Origin of the sequence: Lichenicoccus sp. (assembly GCF_965277665.1) — a bacterium.
Taxonomy (GTDB): domain Bacteria; phylum Pseudomonadota; class Alphaproteobacteria; order Acetobacterales; family Acetobacteraceae; genus Lichenicoccus.
The window spans coordinates 608,776-626,074 of sequence record NZ_OZ255835.1; the positions used below are offsets into that span (position 1 = coordinate 608,776).

The window sequence follows — 17,299 nt, forward strand, 5'->3', positions numbered from 1 at the left end:
GTGCATGTCGCAGATGCCAGGCAGTTCGGCATCGCGCGCAAGCCTGGGCGCGAGGAGCTGCTGGAACGTCTTCGGGCGTTCCGCGGCCGGCTTCCCGCCGACTTCAGGTTCGACCGCGACGAGGCCAATGCCCGGTAGCTTTTTCGACACCAACGTTCTTGTCTATCTCGCGTCGGGAGATGCCGAGAAGGCGGACGGGGCGGAGGCGGTCGTGGCCGCCGGCGGCGCGATCAGCGTCCAGGTCCTGAACGAGTTCACGAACGTCGCGCGTCGCAAGATGCGGATGTCTTGGTCCGAAACGAATGCCTTCCTGACGACACTGCGTGGTCTGCTGACTGTCCATCCGCTTACGGTGGAGATCCACGATAACGGGCTGGCGCTTGCCGAACGCCACGGCTTTTCCGTCTACGACGCGATGATCGTTGCCTCGGCCGTACACGCCGATTGCCACACCCTCTGGTCGGAGGACATGCAGCACGGTCTGTTCGTCCAGGATGGACTGCGGATCATCAACCCGTTCCGCAATGACGACCAACCGATGCACCTGCATGAACCGCAGGCGCTCTTTGACTGATTGCCGACCAAGCTGGCTGGGGGACCTGGATTCGAACCAGGGCTGACCGGGTCAGAGCCGGTAGTTCTACCGCTAAACTATCCCCCAAGCGGCCCGCGCGGCGTCGCCCCGCGCGGGGGGCGGCATCTAGCATCCGGGCCTGGTTCTGGCAACTCCCGCCGGCTGGAGTTGCCATCCATGATGCGCCCGGCGCCCTGGGGTGCTAGAGCATGATGCATGCATCATGCTCCGCTTGAGAGTGAAATAGAGCAGCTTTATGAGTTAGTTGGCATCGCGAAGCGATGCCAACTAACTCATGCTGCTCTAGGGCTCGCGGCACCAGCCGTCACGCGCACTCCGCGCTCCGGCCTGCGCACGGGAGCTGCTTGATGAACCGCAAAGGCGGCAAGGGAGGCGGCGGCAACGGCGCCGCGATCGACGGCATCGGCGCCGCCCGCAGCAAGAGCGTCTCGCTGCGCACCGCGCGCGGCCGTACCACCGCCCAGCAGAAATGGCTGCAGCGGCAGCTCAACGACCCCTACGTGGTCGCCGCCCGCAAACAAGGTTTCCGGTCGCGCGCAGCCTTCAAGCTGATCGAACTCGATGACCGCTTCGCGCTGATCCGCCCGGGCCAGCGCATCGTCGATCTCGGCGCCGCTCCGGGCGGCTGGGCGCAGGTCGCCGTGCAGCGAGGTGCGCGCGAGGTGGTGGGGGTGGACCTGCTGCCGGTCGAGCCGGTGGCCGGGGCGACCATCATGCAGGGCGACTTCAACGACCCCGGGCTGCCGGACCGGCTGCGTGCCCTGCTCGGAGGCCCGGCCGACCTGGTGCTGTCGGACATGGCGCCCAACACCACCGGCCACGCCGCGACCGACCACCTGCGCATCATCGCGCTCGCCGAGCTGGCGCTGGAGTTCGCGCTCCAGGTGCTGGCCGAGGGCGGCGGCTTCGTCGCCAAGGTGTTTCAGGGCGGCTCCGAGAAGCACATGCTGCTGCCGATGAAGCAGGCCTTCGCCCAGGTGCGCCACGCCAAGCCGCCGGCGAGCCGCAGGGAGTCCAGCGAGCTCTACGTGGTCGCCACCGGTTTTAGGCCGGAACGCGCCGAGGCGCTGCGGGCATTGCTCTCGCAGCGTTGATACGAGATTGACCGGACGGCCCAGTACCCGCCTCATGCGGGGATGAGCGGATCACGTTCTCCCGACCACCGTCCGCGTGACGCCGAACGACGGCGACTGGATGAATACCGGCACGGCATGCGCAACTGGCGCCTGTGGGGGCCGTATCTGAGCGACCGGCAATGGGGTACGGTGCGCGAGGACTACAGCGACAGCGGCGATGCCTGGGGCTACCTGCCGCACGAGCAGGCGCGCTCGCGGGTCTATCGCTGGGGCGAGGACGGGCTCGCCGGCGTGTGCGACGACACCCAGCGCCTGTGCCTGTCGCTGGCACTCTGGAACGGCCGCGACCGCATGCTCAAGGAACGGCTGTTCGGGCTGACCGGACCGCAGGGCACCCATGGCGAGGACGTGAAGGAGCTGTACTGGCAGCTCGACGCGCTGCCCTCGCACACCTACCTGCGTATGCTCTACAAATACCCGCAAGCACCCTTCCCGTATGAGCGGCTGGTCGAGGAGAGCCGGCGGCGGTCGCGCCACGAGGACGAGTTCGAGCTGATCGAGACCGGCATCTTCGACGAGAGCCGGTATTTCGACGTGGTCATCGAGTACGCCAAGGCCGACGAGGCCGACCTGCTGATGCGCGTCACCGCGACCAATCGCGGTCCGGATCCGGCGCGGCTGCATGTGCTGCCGCAGATGTTCTTTGCCAACCACTGGTCGTGGCGCGAGAACCATCCGAAGCCGACCATGCGCAGCTACGGGCGCTTCTGCATCGTCGCCGAGCACCGCATGCTCGGCCACTACACGTTCCATGTGGAGCCCGGCACCGAGGTGCTGTTCTGCGAGAACGAGACCAATCCGACGGTGATCGGGCTGCCGAAGGGGGACGGCGTCTATAAGGACGGGTTCCACGAGTTCATCGTGAACGGCGACGAGCAGGCGATCCGCCGCGAGGGGCCTGCCACCAAATGTGCGGCGTGGCACCAGCGCGAACTGGCTCCCGGCGAAGCCTGGACGGTGCGTGTGCGGCTGGTGCGCGGCGAGCCGATCATCCCACCGTTCGCCGGCTTCGACAGCCTGGTCGAGACCCGGCGCGCCGAGGCGGACCGGTTCTACGCCTCGCTGCAGAAGGATATTCCCGATCCGGACGCGCGGCTGGTGCAGCGCCAGGCGCTATCCGGCATGATCTGGAACAAGCAGTTCTACAGCATGGACGTGTATCGCTGGCTGCGCGGCGATCCGACCCTGCCGGCGCCCCCGGAGAGCCGCCGGCGTGGCCGCAACCATGACTGGCGGCACCTGAACGCCGAGGACATCATCTCGATGCCGGACAAGTGGGAGTATCCCTGGTTCGCCGCCTGGGATCTCGCCTTCCACTGCCTGACGCTGTCGCTGATCGATCCGGATTTCGCCAAAGAGCAGCTGCTGCTGCTGGCGTCCGAGAGCTACATGCATCCGAACGGCCAGATCCCGGCCTACGAGTGGAACTTCAGCGATAGCAATCCGCCGGTGCAGGCCTGGGCGGCCTGGCGGGTGTACCAGATAGAATGCGAGGCCAATGGCGGCCAGGGCGATCGCGGTTTCCTGGAGCAGATCTTCCACAAGCTGCTGCTGAACTTTGCCTGGTGGGTCAACCGCAAGGACAACCAGGGCCGCAACGTGTTCCAGGGCGGCTTCCTCGGGCTCGACAATATCGGCGTGTTCGACCGCTCGCGGCCGCTGCCGATGGGCGGCTTCCTCGACCAGACCGACGGCACCGCCTGGATGGCGATGTTCGCGCTCAACATGATGCGCATCGCGCTCGAACTGTCGCTCGAGGACAACGCCTTCGAGGCTATCGCTAGCAAGTTCTTCGAGCATTTCCTGTATATCGCCCAGGCTCTGAACGATATCGGCGAACGCGGCGTCGGGCTGTGGAGCGAGACCGACAAGTTCTTCCACGATGTGCTCAACCTGCCGGACGGGCGCATGCAGGAACTCAAGCTGCGGTCGATGGTAGGCCTCACCCCGCTGTTCGCGGTCGAGACGCTGGAGCCGGACCTGCTGCGCCGCCTGCCGCGCTTTTCGCGCCGGCTGCATCTGTTCCTCAGCCGTCGTCCGGACTTGGCCGGGCTGGTGGCGCGCTGGGACGAACCCGGCCTGGGCGAGCGCCGGCTGCTGTCGTTGCTGCGCGGCCACCGCATGAAGCGGCTGCTGCTGCGTTTGCTCGATCCCGAGGAGTTTCTGTCGGATTACGGCATCCGGTCGCTGTCGCGCTACCACGCCGACAACCCGTACGTGTTCGAGAGTGATGGGGCGCGCATCCATGTCGGCTACGAGCCGGGCGAGAGCCGCACCGAGATGTTCGGCGGCAACTCGAACTGGCGTGGCCCGATCTGGTTTCCGGTCAATTTCCTGATCGTCGAGGCGCTCGACCGCTTCTACCACTATTACGGACGCGATTTCCTGGTGGAATGTCCGACGTCGTCGGGGCGCTTCCGCACGCTGCGCGAGATCGCCGACGAGATCGCGCTCCGCCTGACCCGGCTGTTCCTCAAGGACGAGCAGGGACGCCGCCCCGCACTGGGCGAGGACGCGCTGCTGCAGGGCGATGCGAATTTCGCCGGCCTGGTGCTGTTCCACGAATATTTCCACGGCGACAGCGGCCGCGGCCTCGGCGCCTCGCACCAGACCGGCTGGACCGGACTGGTCGCCAACCTGCTGGCCCGCAAGGCCACCCAGAAGCGCCCGGCCAGCCGTGCCTGATCGTCCGTCGGCCGGATTGCCTGGAACGGCGCAGCCGCCGCCGCCGTCGAGCATGATCCGCCGGCTCGGCCCGGGCCTGATCACCGGCGCCGCCGACGACGATCCGAGCGGGATTGCCACCTACAGCCAGGTCGGCGCGCAGTTCGGCTACGGCCTCGCCTGGACCATGCTGTTCAGCCTGCCATTCATGATCGTGATCCAGGAGATCAGCGGCCGCATCGGCTGCGTCACCGGGCGCGGCATCGCCGAGAACCTGCGCCGGCACTACCCGTCCTGGCTGGTGCGCGGCGTGGTGCTGCTGCTGCTGGTCGCCAACACCATCAATCTCGGGGCCGACCTGGGCGCGATGGGGGCGGCGCTGCGCCTGCTGCTTGGCGGCAGCTCCAGGCTCTACACCACCGGCTTCGGCATCCTCTGCGTCGTCGCCGAGATCTTCATCAGCTATGCGGTGTATTCCGGCGTGCTCAAATGGCTGACCCTGTCGCTGTTCTCGTACGTGGCGGTGGTGTTCACCGTGCATGTGCCCTGGGGATCGGCGCTGGCCGCGACGCTGCTGCCGCACCTGAGCTTCGATGCCGCCAGCGCCACCGCCCTGGTGGCGGTGCTCGGCACGACGATCAGCCCCTACCTGTTCTTCTGGCAGGCGGCGCTGGAGGTCGAGGAACGCGGCCGCCGCAAGCTGCCGCCGCTCTGCGTCACCCCGCGCGCCGCACCGGCGCAGTTCTCCCGCATCCGCTTCGACACGGCCATCGGCATGAGCGTCTCGAACCTGGTCGCGCTGTTCATCATCTTCGCCACCGCGGCGACACTGCACAAGAGCGGCATTACCGAAATCCAGACTTCGTCGCAGGCCGCCGAAGCGCTGCGGCCGATCGCCGGCGTTGCCACCTTTGCGGTGTTCGCGGCCGGCATCGTCGGCACCGGCCTGCTGGCGGTGCCGGTGCTGGCAGGCTCGAGCGCCTACGCGTTGTCGGAGGCGTTCCGGTGGCGCGAGGGACTGGATCGCCGGCTGCTGCAGGCCAAATCGTTCTATGCCACGATTGCCGTCTCCACGATGGTGGGTGTCGGCCTGAACTTCAGCACCCTGGATCCCGTGCGCGCGCTGTACTGGAGTGCGGTGGTCAACGGCGTGCTGTCGGCGCCGGTGATGGCGGTGATGATGCTGATCGGGGCGAACGGGCGGATCATGGGACGCCTGACCCTGTCGCGCCCGATGCTGGCCTTCGGCTGGATCGCGACCGTCGTCATGGCCGCCGCCAGCATCGGCTTCTTCGTGCTGTAGATCGCGGGCGGCCGCGGCCCACATGATCGGGCGGAGCGTCCACGCGGGGCGAGGAGACAGAGCATGACCGACCAGACTGCCACCGGACCGGGCCTTACCCTCTATGCGTACTGGCGGACGTCCGCGACCTACCGCGTGCGGGTGGCGCTGGCGCTGAAGGGGCTGACCGCGCAGGAGCGCCTGATCGACATCGACGCCGGCGAGCATCTCCGGCCGGAATTCCTCGCGATCAACCCGCAGGGCGCGCTGCCGGCGCTGGTGGTGCACGGGCATCCGCCGCTGACGCAATCGGTGGCGATCTTGGAATTCCTCGACGAGCTTTATCCGCAGCCGGCGCTGCTGCCGGATGACCCCTTTGGCCGCGCGCGGGTGCGTTCGCTTGCCGCCACCATGGCCAGCGACACCCACCCGTTGATCGTGCCGCGGGTCAGGAAGTATCTGAAGGAAGCAGCCGGCTTCGACGATGCGGCGTGGCGCGCCTGGCAGACCGCGTGGTTCACCCGCGGCCTCACCGACATCGAGGCACGGTTGCGCGATGATCCCGCGACCGGGACGTTCTGCCACGGCGGCACGCCGACGATGGCCGACATCTGTCTCGCCAGCGTCGAGGCGGTCGCACGCGTGTTCAAGATCAAGGTCGACGGCATCCCGACGGTGGATCGGATCGTGGCCGCGTGCAACGCGCTCGACGCCTTCAGCAATGCCGACCCGATGGTCCAAACCGGCGCGCCGCGCGCCTGACTTGTGACAGAACACGCGCCGCACGTCGCCTGAGCCGCCGCCCGGGCCTCAGTCCGCGGCGAGGTCCAGCACCTCCTCGAACTCGCGCACGTTGTCCAGTTCGGTACCCATCGCGATATTGGTGACGCGCTCGAGGATGAACTCGAGCACCACCGGCACCTGGTGCTCCTGCATCAGCGCGTGCGCGCGCGCGAAGGCATCCTTGAACTCGTTCGGGCTGGTGACCCGGATCGCCTTGCAGCCGAGCCCGATCGCCACCGCGACATGGTCGACGCCGTAGCCGCGCACGGCCTGGTCCTCGGCGGCGCTGTTGATGTTGTCGAAGGCGAGGCTGACCTCGAAATCCATCTCGTAGCCGCGCTGCGACTGCCGGATCAGTCCGAGATAGGAGTTGTTCACCACCACATGCAGGTACGGCAGCTTGTGTTGCGCGCCCACCGCCAGCTCCTCGATCATGAACTGGAAATCATAGTCGCCGGACAGCGCCACGATCCGGCGCGCGGGATCGGCGGCGCGCACGCCGAGTGCCGCCGGCAGGGTCCAGCCGAGCGGGCCGGCCTGGCCGCAATTGATCCAGTTGCGCGGCGCATAGACGTGCAGGAACTGCGCGCCGGCGATCTGCGACAGGCCGATCGTGCTGACATAGCAGGTGTCGCGGCCGAGCACCTCGTTCATCTCCTCATAGACACGCTGCGGCTTCAGCGGCACCGCGTCGAAATGTGTCCGTCGCAGCATGGTCTGCTTGCGGTGCAGGCAGGCCGCCGCCCAGGCGCTGCGGTCGGGCAGGGTGCCGTTCTCGCGCATCTCGCGCGCGACCGCGATGAAGGCGCGCAACGCCGCCCCGGCATCGGAGACGATGCCGAGATCCGGGCCGAACACCCGGCCGATCTGCGTCGGCTCGATATCGACATGGATGAAGGTCCGGCCTCGCATGTAGGTCTCGATCGAGCCGGTATGCCGATTGGCCCAGCGATTGCCGATGCCCAGCACGAAGTCGCTCTCCAGCAGCGTCGCATTGCCGTAGCGGTGGCTGGTCTGCAGCCCGGCCATGCCGGCCATCAGCGCGTGGTCGTCCGGGATGCAGCCCCAGCCCATCAGGGTCGGGATCACCGGCACCCCGGTAAGCTCGGCGAACTCCACCAGCAGCGCGCTGGCATCCGCGTTGATGATGCCGCCGCCGGCCACCAGCAGCGGCCGCTCGGCTCGGTTCAGCATCGCCATCGCGCGCTCGGCCTGCCGGCGCGACGCGGCGGGACGATACACCGGCAACGGCTCGTAGGTGTCGATGTCGAACTCGATCTCGCCGAGCTGCACGTCGATGGGCATGTCGATCAGCACCGGGCCGGGGCGCCCCGAGCGCATGACGTGGAAGGCCTGCTGGAACACCATCGGCAGCAGCGCCGGCTCGCGCACGCAGACCGCCCATTTCGTCACCGGGCGCGCGATCGTCTCGATGTCGACGGCCTGGAAATCCTCCTTGTGCAACTTCGCGCGCGGCGCCTGCCCGGTGATGCACAGGATCGGCACGGAATCGGCCGACGCGGTATAGAGGCCGGTGATCATGTCGGTGCCGGCCGGCCCGGAGGTGCCGATGCAGACGCCGATATTGCCGGCGCGTGCCCGGGTGTAGCCATCCGCCATGTGCGACGCGCCCTCGACATGGCGGGCGAGGATGTGCCGGATCGAGCCGCGCCGGCGCAGTGCCGCATAGAGCGGATTGATCGCGGCCCCCGGCACGCCGAACGCCGTGGTCGTGCCTTCGCGCTCGAGCACCAGCACCGCCGCCTCGATCGCCTGCATCCGCGCCATTGCCGCCTCCCGTTTCTAATCTCGCTAATCTGGCGCGTGCTCCGGCCTTGTGGGAATGCTTCCCGTATGACGGAACAGGCAGCAATAAAGCGTTTCAGCGAAGCGGTTTGGCATTTCCCGCAGCGCCCAGGTCGTGCGAGATCGACTGGGCGGCGCCCACCACCAGGCCGGCGAGCGAGGCCAGGCGCTCGTCGGTCATGCGCGCCATCGGGCCGGAGGCGGACACCGCGGCGATGACCTCGCCATTCTCGTCGGTGATCGGGGCCCCGAGGCAGCGCAGGCCGATGGCATGCTCCTCGTCATCGAACGCGTGCCCGGCCGCCCGCGTGCGCTCGAGGTCGGCGCGCAGCAGCGCCGGCGTGATGATGGTCTTGACCGTGAGCCGCGGCATGCCATGGCGATGCAGGATCCTGGATAGCGCCTTGTCCGAGCACGACATCAGGATGGTCTTGCCGACCGCCGAGCAATGCAGCGGCACCCGCGATCCCGGCCGTGCGAAGGCCCGCATCATCTGCCGGCACTCGACCTGCGCGAGATAGACCGCCATGCCGTCATCCTCGACGGCGAGGTTCACGGTCTCGCCGCTTTCCTCCATCAGCGCGCGCATGTGCGGCCGCGCCAGCCCGACCAGGCTGCGGGTCTTGGCGAAGGTGCAACCGGTGGCGAAAGCCTGCACGCCGATCGACCACAGCCGGCTCTCCGCATCGAAGCGCACATAGCGCTCCTGCTCCAGGGTGGTGAGCAGGCGATGGGTCGTGGACGACGGCAGCCCCGCCTGCTGGGCAAGCTCGGTCAGGCTCATGCCGCCTTCCCGGGACTCCGAGATGCGGTTGAGCAGCGACAGCGCCCGGACCAGGGACTGCACCTGGTCGGTGCCGGGACGGGAAAGCTTGGCCAGGGCGGCTGCCGGGCCGGCGGGTCTGGTTTTGAACGCGGCGTTCCGCATGATGCGCTCCGTGGCGGTCAAGGCACTGAGGGGAAAGCTGTTTTAGGGCCTGCTCTCAACATACGGGAAAATGTCCCACGATGCTGGTTGCCGTGATCGGATAAGTTTACCTGGAGCGTGTCAATGACTTCCGGGGCAAGGAGGAAACGATGACCATGACCTGGAAGGTGGCGACGGCCGCCGCTGGGGTGGTGCTGGCTGCCGGCGGTCTCGCGCGCGCGCAGGACGCGGCGTCGCCCGCACCCGGCAATACCCCGGCCGCCATGAACAAGCTGGAGGATTTCCACTCGACGGGTGCCAAGCGCATCCCGCTGATCCCGCAGGATCCGGACCAGGCGGCGGCGATCCGCAAAACCCTCGCCAACATCAAGCTGCCGCCCGGGTTCAGGATCAGCCTGTATGCGCAGGTGCCGGACGCACGCATGATCGCGGTCGGGCCGCAGGGCGTCGTGACCTTCGTCAGCACCCGCAAGGACAAGATCTATGCGCTGACCGACCGCACCCGCTCGGGGCACGCGACCGAGGTGAAGGAGTTCGCCAGCACCATCGAATTCAAGAACCCGAACGGGATCTGCTTTTCGCGTGACGGCATGCTGTACACCGTCGAGCAGAACCGGGTGCTGCAGTTCCCGGCCGCCGAGTTCTTCTACGAGAACGCGGACGTGGCGGTGACGCCGATCGTCAAGCAGGGCGATCTCATCCCGGCCGACGAGGAAAGCTTCAACCATTCGGCGCGCGTCTGCCGGATCGGATCCGACAACAAGCTCTACATCGCCGTGGGCCAGCCGTACAATGTCTATGCGCCGGCGAAGTACGACAAGTTCTACAAGGCGGGGATGGGTGCCATCATCCGCATGAACCAGGACGGCACCGGCCGCGAGGTCTATGCCCACGGCATACGCAACTCGGTCGGCCTGGATTTCGACTCCAAGGACCACACGCTCTGGTTCACCGACAACCAGGTCGACGGCATGGGCGACGACATCCCGCCTGGCGAGCTCAACCACGCCACCAGGATGGGCCAGAATTTCGGCTTTCCCTGGTATGGCGGCGGTCACACGCGGACCGTCGAGTACAAGAGCCAGACCCCGCCCACCGGGCTCGTGTTCCCGGTCGTCGAGGAGGTGGCACACGCGGCCGATCTCGGCATGTCGTTCTATCATGGCAGGATGTTCCCCAAGGAGTACCAGGGCGCCATCTTCTCGGCCCAGCACGGCTCCTGGAACCGCACGCAGCCGGTGGGGGCACGGGTGATGGTGACCTTCATCCGGCCGGATGGCACCGCGTCCGGCTCCAAGCCGTTCGCGGAAGGCTGGCTCAACGCGGATGGTGCCTATGACGGCCGTCCGGTCGATGTCGAGCCGATGCGTGACGGATCGCTGCTGGTGTCCGACGATTTCGCCGGCGCGGTCTACCGCATCACCTACGGCGCGAAGTAGGCTGCACCCGCGCGGTCCGATGCCCGTCCGGCATGGGACCACGCGGAGCAGCAGAGGAAGGAAACGCGACTTGATCAGAGCGACGACAATCCTGGTGGCCGCTGCCGCCATGCTGGTCTTCGGCATGCAGGCTGGTGCCGCCGATATCGCGGCGGGCAAGGCCATGGCCACACGATGCTCCGCCTGTCACGGACCGGCCGGCATTGCCGTGACGCCGGATGCGCCCAACCTCGCCGGCCAGAACGAGGCCTATCTGTCGGCGCAGCTGACCGCCTTCCACACCGGGCAGCGCCAGAACGAAATGATGTCGATGATGGCGAAGCCCCTGACCGACGCCCAGATCGCGGATCTCGCCGCGTACTACCACAGCCTGCCGGCGAAGTAGGGGGGCCGGCTCGGAGGACGCCTTTGCTCTCAATGCCAGTTCCGGACGGCGCCGTGCTCGCGCGCCGGTCCGAGATCGTCGCGGCACTGCGCCGCATCGTGCCCGGGGAGGGCGTGATCGACGCCGAGGAGGAGCGGCGGGTCTATGAGAGCGACGGCCTGACCGCGTACCGGACGCTGCCGATGGTGGTGGTGCTGCCCCAGACCGTGCAGCAGGTGCGACAAGTGATGCGCTATTGCGGCGAGCACGGCATCAAGGTGGTGCCGCGTGGCGCCGGCACGTCGCTGTCGGGCGGCGCGTTGCCGCTGGCCGACGGCGTCCTGCTCGGCATGGGCAAGTTCAGGCGCATCCTGGAGATCGACATTCCCAACCGCTGCGCGGTGGTGCAGCCGGGGGTCACCAATCTCGCCATCACCCAAGCGGTGCAGGACCAGGGCTTCTATTACGCACCCGATCCGTCGAGCCAGATCGCCTGCACCATCGGCGGCAATGTCGGCGAGAATTCCGGCGGGGTGCACTGCCTGAAATACGGCCTGACCACGAACAACGTGATCGGCATCGAGATGGTCACCATCTCGGGCGAGGTGGTGCGCCTCGGCGGCAAGCATTTCGACGCCGCCGGCTACGACCTGCTCGGCGTGATGGTCGGCTCCGAGGGGCTGCTGGGCGTGGTGACCGAGGTGACGGTGCGCCTGCTGCCGAAGCCGCCGGGCGCGCGGGCGCTGCTAATCGGCTTTCCGAGCGTCGTCGGCGCCGGCGAATGCGTGGCCGCGATCATCGGCGCCGGGATCATCCCGGGCGGCATGGAAATGATGGACCGGCTCGCGGTGCAGGCGGCGGAGGCGTTCGTGCATGCCGGCTACCCGCTGGACGCCGAGGCGCTGCTGATCGTCGAGCTCGACGGCTGTGCCGCCGAGATCGACCATCTCGTGGCCGCCGTCGAGGATATCGCAGGGCAGCATGGCGCGACCAGTTGCCGGGTCAGCCGCAACGAGGCGGAGCGGCTGAACTTCTGGGCCGGGCGCAAGGCGGCGTTCCCCGCGGTGGGGCGCCTCTCGCCCGACTATTACTGCATGGATGGCACTATCCCGCGCCGCCGCCTCGGCGATGTGCTGGCGCGCATGAAGCAGATGCAGGGCCAGTACGGCCTGCGCGTCGCCAACGTGTTCCATGCCGGTGACGGCAACCTGCATCCGCTGATCATGTACGACGCCAACAACCCGGGCGAGCTCGAGCGCGCCGAGGCATTCGGCAACGACATCCTGCGGCTGTGCGTCGAGGTCGGCGGCGTGCTGACCGGCGAGCATGGGGTCGGTGTCGAGAAGCGCGACCTGATGGGCACGATGTTCGACGAGACCGATCTCGAGCAGCAGCAGCGGCTGAAATGCGCGTTCGACCCGGACAGCCTGCTGAACCCGGGCAAGGTGTTTCCGCAGCTCTGCCGGTGCGCCGAGCTGGGACGCGTGCACGTGCATGCGGGGCGGACCCGGTTTCCCGAGCTGCCGCGGTTCTGACGGCGGCTCGTGGGATGACCAGGTACCGGCCAGCCGATGCCGCCGAGGCTGCCGAGATCGTGGCCTGGGCGGCAGCCGAGGCGCAGCCGCTGGAGATCGTCGGCGGCGGCAGCAAGCGGAGCCTCGGCCGCGCCATGCGGGTGGAGGATATGCTGGATGTCGCAGCACTCAGCGGCATCCTCGACTACGAACCGTCCGAACTGGTGCTGACCGTGCAGGCGGCAACGCCCATGCATGTGATCGCGGCCCGGCTCGACGCCGAACGGCAGATGCTGGCGTTCGAGCCGCCCGATTTCCGCCACCTGCTCGGGAGCACCGGCGAGCCGACCCTGGGCGGGGTGCTGGCGACCAACCTGGCCGGGCCCAGGCGCGTGCGGGCGGGTGCCGCGCGGGATCATTTCCTGGGTTTTGCGGCGGTGAATGGCCGCGGCGAAACCTGGAAGGCCGGCGGCAAGGTGGTGAAGAACGTCACCGGCTATGATCTGTGCAAGCTGCAGGCGGGCGCTCACGGCACGCTGTCGGTGCTCACCGAGCTGTCGGTGCGGGTGCTGCCGCGCCCGGAGCAGGAATGCAGCGTGCTGCTGGTGGGGCTGTCCGATGACGCGGCGATCCCGGCCCTCGCCGATGCGCTGAACACGCCGCACGAGGTCTCGTCGGCGGCGCATCTGCCGGCGTTGGTGGCGGCGCGGTCGGGCGTGGCCGAGGTGGCGGGCGCGGGCGACAGTGTCACGGTGCTGCGGCTCGAAGGGCCGGCCCCGTCGGTGGCGTTCAGGGCCGACGCGCTGCGGGCTGGTCGCGGCAGCTTGCGCCTCGGCCACGAGTCGAGCACGGCGCTGTGGGCCGAGATCGGCGCGGTGCAGCCGCTGCTCGCGGACCATGACAGCCTGGTCTGGCGCGTGTGCCCGACGCCGTCCTCGGCGCCGGCGGTGCTGCGCGCGGTGCGCGCCGCGTGCCCTTCGGCCGATGCCTTCTATGACTGGGGCGGCGGCCTGCTCTGGATCAGCCTCGACGCGCACGAAGCCGGCGCGGATTGCGGGGCGTCGCTGGTGCGTGGAACCCTGGCGCATGCCGGCGGCTTTGCCACGCTGCTGCGCGCACCGGAGGCAGCCCGTGCCATGGTGCCGGTGTTCCAGCCCCAGGCCGGTGCCCTCGAGGCGCTGGCACGACGCGTCAAGGCCGGCTTCGATCCCGTGGGCGTGCTCAATCCCGGGCGCATGCAGGAAGGCATCTGACCGTGCAGACCAGTTTCACCGAGGCGCAGCTCGCCGATCCGGATACCGCCGCCTCGGCCGGCATCCTGCGCTCCTGCGTGCATTGCGGCTTCTGCACCGCGACCTGCCCGACCTACGCGCTGCTCGGCGACGAACTCGACAGTCCGCGCGGCCGCATCTCCCTGATCAAGGACATGCTGGAGCATGACCGGCCGGCGACCGAGAAGGTGGTCAAGCACATCGACCGGTGCCTGTCCTGCCTGTCCTGCATGACCACCTGCCCGTCCGGCGTGAACTACATGCACCTGGTCGACCATGCGCGGCGGCATATCGAGCAGACCTACAAGCGCCCCTGGCGGGATCGCGCGCTGCGTCGGCTGCTGGCGCTGGTGCTGCCGCGTACCGGCCTGTTCCGGGCGGCCCTGCTGGCGCAGCGGCTTGGCCGGCCTTTCCTGCGCTGGATGCCTGCGCAGCTCGGCGTGCTGGCGTCCCTGGCGCCGAAGCGTGTGCCGCGCGCGTCGGCGATGGACCGTCCGCAGGTGTTCGCCGCCGAGGGCGCGCGGGTCAAACGGGTGGCGCTGCTGGTCGGCTGCGCGCAGCGCGTGCTGGCGCCGCAGATCAACGAGGCCACGATCCGGTTGCTGACCCGGCATGGCTGCGAGGTGGTGGTCAGCCGCGGAGCCGGCTGCTGCGGTGCGCTCACCCATCATCTCGGCCAGGATGCGCATGCGCCGGCGCGCGCCAACATCCTCGCCTGGACCCGCGAGATCGAGCAGCGCGGCCTGGACGCCATCGTCATCAACGCGTCGGGCTGCGGCACCATGATCAAGGATTACGGCTACATGTTCCGCAACGATCCGGCGCTTGCCGACCAGGCGCGGACCGTATCCGCCCTCGCGCGCGACATCACCGAGATCATCAGCGAGATCGGCCTGCGCACGCCCGCGATCGCGACCGGGCAGCGCGTGGCCTATCACGGTGCCTGCTCGCTGCAGCATGGCCAGCGGGTGCACGCCGAGCCCCGAAGGCTGCTGGCGGCGGCGGGCTTCGAGGTGGTGGATGTGCCCGACGGCCATCTCTGCTGCGGCTCGGCCGGCACCTACAACCTGCTGCAGCCGGAGATCGCCACGCAGCTGCGCGATCGCAAGGTGCAGACTATCGAGCGCATGCGGCCGGTCCTGGTCGCCGCCGGCAATATCGGCTGCATCACGCAGATCGCGGCCGGCACCGCGCTGCCGGTGCTGCATACCGCCGAGCTGCTGGACTGGGCGACGGGCGGGCCCCGGCCAGCCACGTTGCCATAAGCAAACAAGCAGCCGCTCTCGCACGTATTTTGTTAGGAGAAGCTTATGACCGGAGCGACGGAACGATCCGCCGATCGCAGCAAGCAGGCCGGGCTCTCGGTGGCACCCGCGCTGGCCGAATTCGTGGCGAACGAAGCACTTGCCGGGACCGGCATCGAGCCTGCCGCGTTCTGGAGCGGGTATGCCGCGCTGCTGGCGGAGTTGTCGCCTCGGCTGCACCACCTGCTGGCGGAGCGGGACCGGATGCAGGCCGAGCTCGACCGCTACCATGCGGCGCGGGCCGGGGCGTTACCCGATCCGGACGCGGAGATGGTGCTGCTGCGCCGGATCGGCTACCTGCTGGACGAGCCGGCGCCGTTCACCATCGACACCGCCGATGTCGACGACGAGATCGCGATCCTGGCCGGCCCGCAGCTCGTCGTTCCGGTCACCAACGCACGCTATGCGCTGAATGCCGCGAACGCGCGCTGGGGCAGCCTGTACGACGCGCTGTATGGCACCGACGCGATCGCCGACGACGGCGCATGCGCGCGCGGGCGTGGCTTCAACCCTGAGCGCGCGGCGGAAGTGGTGCGCCGGGCGGCTGTGCTGCTCGACCAGACCGCGCCGCTGGCAGCGGGCTCGCACGCCGATGTCACCCGCTATGCCTGCGACGGTGGTGCGCTCGCCGTGCAGCTCGCGGATGGGAGCGCCACCCGGCTTGCGGACCCGGCGCAGTTCGCGGGCTTCGACGGAACGCAATCCGAGCCGCGTGCGGTGCTGCTGCGTCATCACGGGCTGCATGTCGAACTGCTGCTCGACCGCACCCACCCGATCGGCCGCAACAGCGCGTCCGGGCTTGCGGATGTCATGCTCGAGGCGGCGCTGAGCACCATCATCGATTGCGAGGACAGTGTCGCCGCCGTCGATGCCGAGGACAAGGTGCTGGTCTATCGCAACTGGCTCGGCCTGATGCAGGGCACGCTGTCGGCGTCCTTCGAGAAGGGCGGCGAGACGCTGCAGCGCCGGCTGGCCGAGGATCGCCGCTACGCAACACCCGAGGGCGCAAGCATGACGCTGCCCGGCCGCAGCCTGATGCTGATACGCAATGTCGGCCACCACATGTTCACCGACGCGGTGCTGGACGCGGACGGCAGGCCGACGCCGGAAGGGTTTCTCGACGCGGCGCTGACCAGCCTGTGCGCGCTGCACGACCTCAAATCCGAAGCGCGCACACGCAACAGCCGCAAGGGTTCGGTCTATATCGTCAAGCCGAAGCTGCATGGTCCCGACGAGGTCGCGCTGACCGATGCGCTGTTCGCTTGCGTCGAGCGCCTGCTCGGGCTCGCACGGTACACGCTCAAGCTCGGCATCATGGACGAGGAGCGCCGCACCAGCGCCAACCTCGCCGCCTGCATCGAGCGCGCGCGGCACCGGGTGGTGTTCATCAATACCGGCTTCCTCGACCGCACCGGCGACGAGATCCATACCGCCATGCAGGCGGGGCCGGTGGTGCGCAAGGCGGCGATCAAATCAACGCCGTGGATCACGGCCTACGAGCAGCGCAACGTCGCCATCGGGCTGGCCTCGGGGCTGCGCGGCCGGGCGCAGATCGGCAAGGGCATGTGGGCCGCACCGGACCGCATGGCCGAGATGCTGAGCGCGAAGTCGGGGCATCCGAAGGCCGGCGCCAGCACCGCCTGGGTGCCGTCGCCGACGGCCGCCACGCTGCACGCGCTACACTATCACGAGGTCGATGTGGCGGCCCGGCAGGATGCCTTGGCGAACGACGAGCCGGCGCCGCTGGCGACGCTGCTCACCGAGCCGCTGCTCGGCAACGACCGGCCGGATGCGGCGTCGATCGCGCAGGAACTCGACAACAATGTGCAGTCGATCCTCGGCTACGTGGTGCGCTGGGTGGACCAGGGCGTCGGCTGCTCCAAGGTGCCGGACCTGGACGATGTCGGGCTGATGGAGGACCGCGCCACGCTGCGCATCTCCAGCCAGCACATCGCCAACTGGCTGCAGCACGGCCTGGTCGATGCGGCGCAGGTGGATGCGTCGCTGCGCCGGATGGCGGGTCTCGTTGACCGGCAGAATGCGGACGATGCGCTGTACCGGCCGATGGCGCCCGACTATGACGGGCCGGCCTTCCAGGCGGCGTGCGACCTGGTGTTCAAGGGTGCCGCGCAGCCGAACGGCTATACCGAGGCGACGCTGCACCGCTGGCGTCGGGAGGCGAAGCGGCTGCAGACAGTTGGCTGAACGCACGG

13 protein-coding genes and 1 tRNA gene are annotated in these 17,299 nt (G+C 68.5%); 11 read left to right on the forward strand and 3 right to left on the reverse strand.

Annotated features, from left to right (window positions below; all coding sequences use genetic code 11):
- The first annotated feature begins 127 nt into the window (after nucleotides 1-127).
- On the forward strand, nucleotides 128-574 hold the full coding sequence (locus ACQY4O_RS02790; protein ID WP_428374717.1) for a PIN domain-containing protein: 447 nt from the start codon (nucleotides 128-130) through the stop codon (nucleotides 572-574).
- Nucleotides 575-587: 13 nt separating this feature from the next.
- Here the strand turns inward: ACQY4O_RS02790 and ACQY4O_RS02795 are convergent.
- Nucleotides 588-661: transfer RNA gene (locus tag ACQY4O_RS02795), tRNA-Gln, on the reverse strand.
- Between the two features lie 281 nt (nucleotides 662-942).
- Between ACQY4O_RS02795 and ACQY4O_RS02800 the strand changes: the two genes are divergently transcribed.
- The 4 genes from ACQY4O_RS02800 (at nucleotide 943) to maiA (ending at nucleotide 6,439) form a co-directional block, all read left to right on the forward strand.
- Nucleotides 943-1,689 carry an RlmE family RNA methyltransferase gene (locus ACQY4O_RS02800; protein ID WP_428374718.1) on the forward strand — a complete coding sequence of 249 codons (747 nt, stop codon included), beginning with the start codon at nucleotides 943-945 and terminating at the stop codon, nucleotides 1,687-1,689.
- Between the two features lie 42 nt (nucleotides 1,690-1,731).
- On the forward strand, nucleotides 1,732-4,416 hold the full coding sequence (locus ACQY4O_RS02805) for an MGH1-like glycoside hydrolase domain-containing protein (RefSeq protein ID WP_428374719.1): 2,685 nt from the start codon (nucleotides 1,732-1,734) through the stop codon (nucleotides 4,414-4,416).
- Nucleotides 4,409-5,698: an NRAMP family divalent metal transporter gene (locus ACQY4O_RS02810; protein WP_428374720.1), complete on the forward strand. Its 1,290-nt coding sequence runs from the start codon at nucleotides 4,409-4,411 to the stop codon at nucleotides 5,696-5,698. Before ACQY4O_RS02805 ends, ACQY4O_RS02810 begins: the two co-directional genes overlap by 8 nt.
- 63 nt (nucleotides 5,699-5,761) lie before the next feature.
- On the forward strand, nucleotides 5,762-6,439 hold the full coding sequence (gene maiA, locus ACQY4O_RS02815; RefSeq protein ID WP_428374721.1) for a maleylacetoacetate isomerase: 678 nt from the start codon (nucleotides 5,762-5,764) through the stop codon (nucleotides 6,437-6,439).
- A gap of 48 nt (nucleotides 6,440-6,487) precedes the next feature.
- On the opposite strand, the gene gcl is transcribed toward maiA, so the two are convergent.
- Nucleotides 6,488-8,248 (reverse strand): glyoxylate carboligase, encoded by a 1,761-nt coding sequence (gene gcl, locus ACQY4O_RS02820; RefSeq protein ID WP_428374722.1) that lies wholly within the window; start codon nucleotides 8,246-8,248, stop codon nucleotides 6,488-6,490.
- A 94-nt stretch (nucleotides 8,249-8,342) separates the two neighbouring features.
- On the reverse strand, nucleotides 8,343-9,194 hold the full coding sequence (locus ACQY4O_RS02825; RefSeq protein ID WP_428374723.1) for an IclR family transcriptional regulator domain-containing protein: 852 nt from the start codon (nucleotides 9,192-9,194) through the stop codon (nucleotides 8,343-8,345).
- Between the two features lie 149 nt (nucleotides 9,195-9,343).
- On the opposite strand from ACQY4O_RS02825, the gene ACQY4O_RS02830 reads away from it, so the two are divergent.
- The 6 genes from ACQY4O_RS02830 (at nucleotide 9,344) to ACQY4O_RS02855 (ending at nucleotide 17,291) form a co-directional block, all read left to right on the forward strand.
- Nucleotides 9,344-10,633, forward strand: coding sequence for a PQQ-dependent sugar dehydrogenase (locus ACQY4O_RS02830; protein WP_428374724.1), 1,290 nt, complete (start codon nucleotides 9,344-9,346; stop codon nucleotides 10,631-10,633).
- 70 nt (nucleotides 10,634-10,703) lie between these two features.
- The gene (locus ACQY4O_RS02835) at nucleotides 10,704-11,018 is read left to right on the forward strand and encodes a c-type cytochrome (protein ID WP_428374725.1); all 315 of its coding nucleotides are present in this window, start codon (nucleotides 10,704-10,706) and stop codon (nucleotides 11,016-11,018) included.
- 23 nt (nucleotides 11,019-11,041) lie between these two features.
- On the forward strand, nucleotides 11,042-12,532 hold the full coding sequence (locus ACQY4O_RS02840; protein ID WP_428374726.1) for an FAD-linked oxidase C-terminal domain-containing protein: 1,491 nt from the start codon (nucleotides 11,042-11,044) through the stop codon (nucleotides 12,530-12,532).
- A 14-nt stretch (nucleotides 12,533-12,546) separates the two neighbouring features.
- Nucleotides 12,547-13,764, forward strand: a complete 1,218-nt coding sequence (locus ACQY4O_RS02845) for an FAD-binding protein (protein WP_428374727.1) — start codon at nucleotides 12,547-12,549, stop codon at nucleotides 13,762-13,764.
- A 2-nt stretch (nucleotides 13,765-13,766) separates the two neighbouring features.
- Nucleotides 13,767-15,047, forward strand: a complete 1,281-nt coding sequence (glcF, locus tag ACQY4O_RS02850) for a glycolate oxidase subunit GlcF (protein WP_428374728.1) — start codon at nucleotides 13,767-13,769, stop codon at nucleotides 15,045-15,047.
- Between the two features lie 45 nt (nucleotides 15,048-15,092).
- Nucleotides 15,093-17,291, forward strand: coding sequence for a malate synthase G (locus ACQY4O_RS02855; protein WP_428374729.1), 2,199 nt, complete (start codon nucleotides 15,093-15,095; stop codon nucleotides 17,289-17,291).
- Nucleotides 17,292-17,299 lie beyond the last annotated feature (8 nt).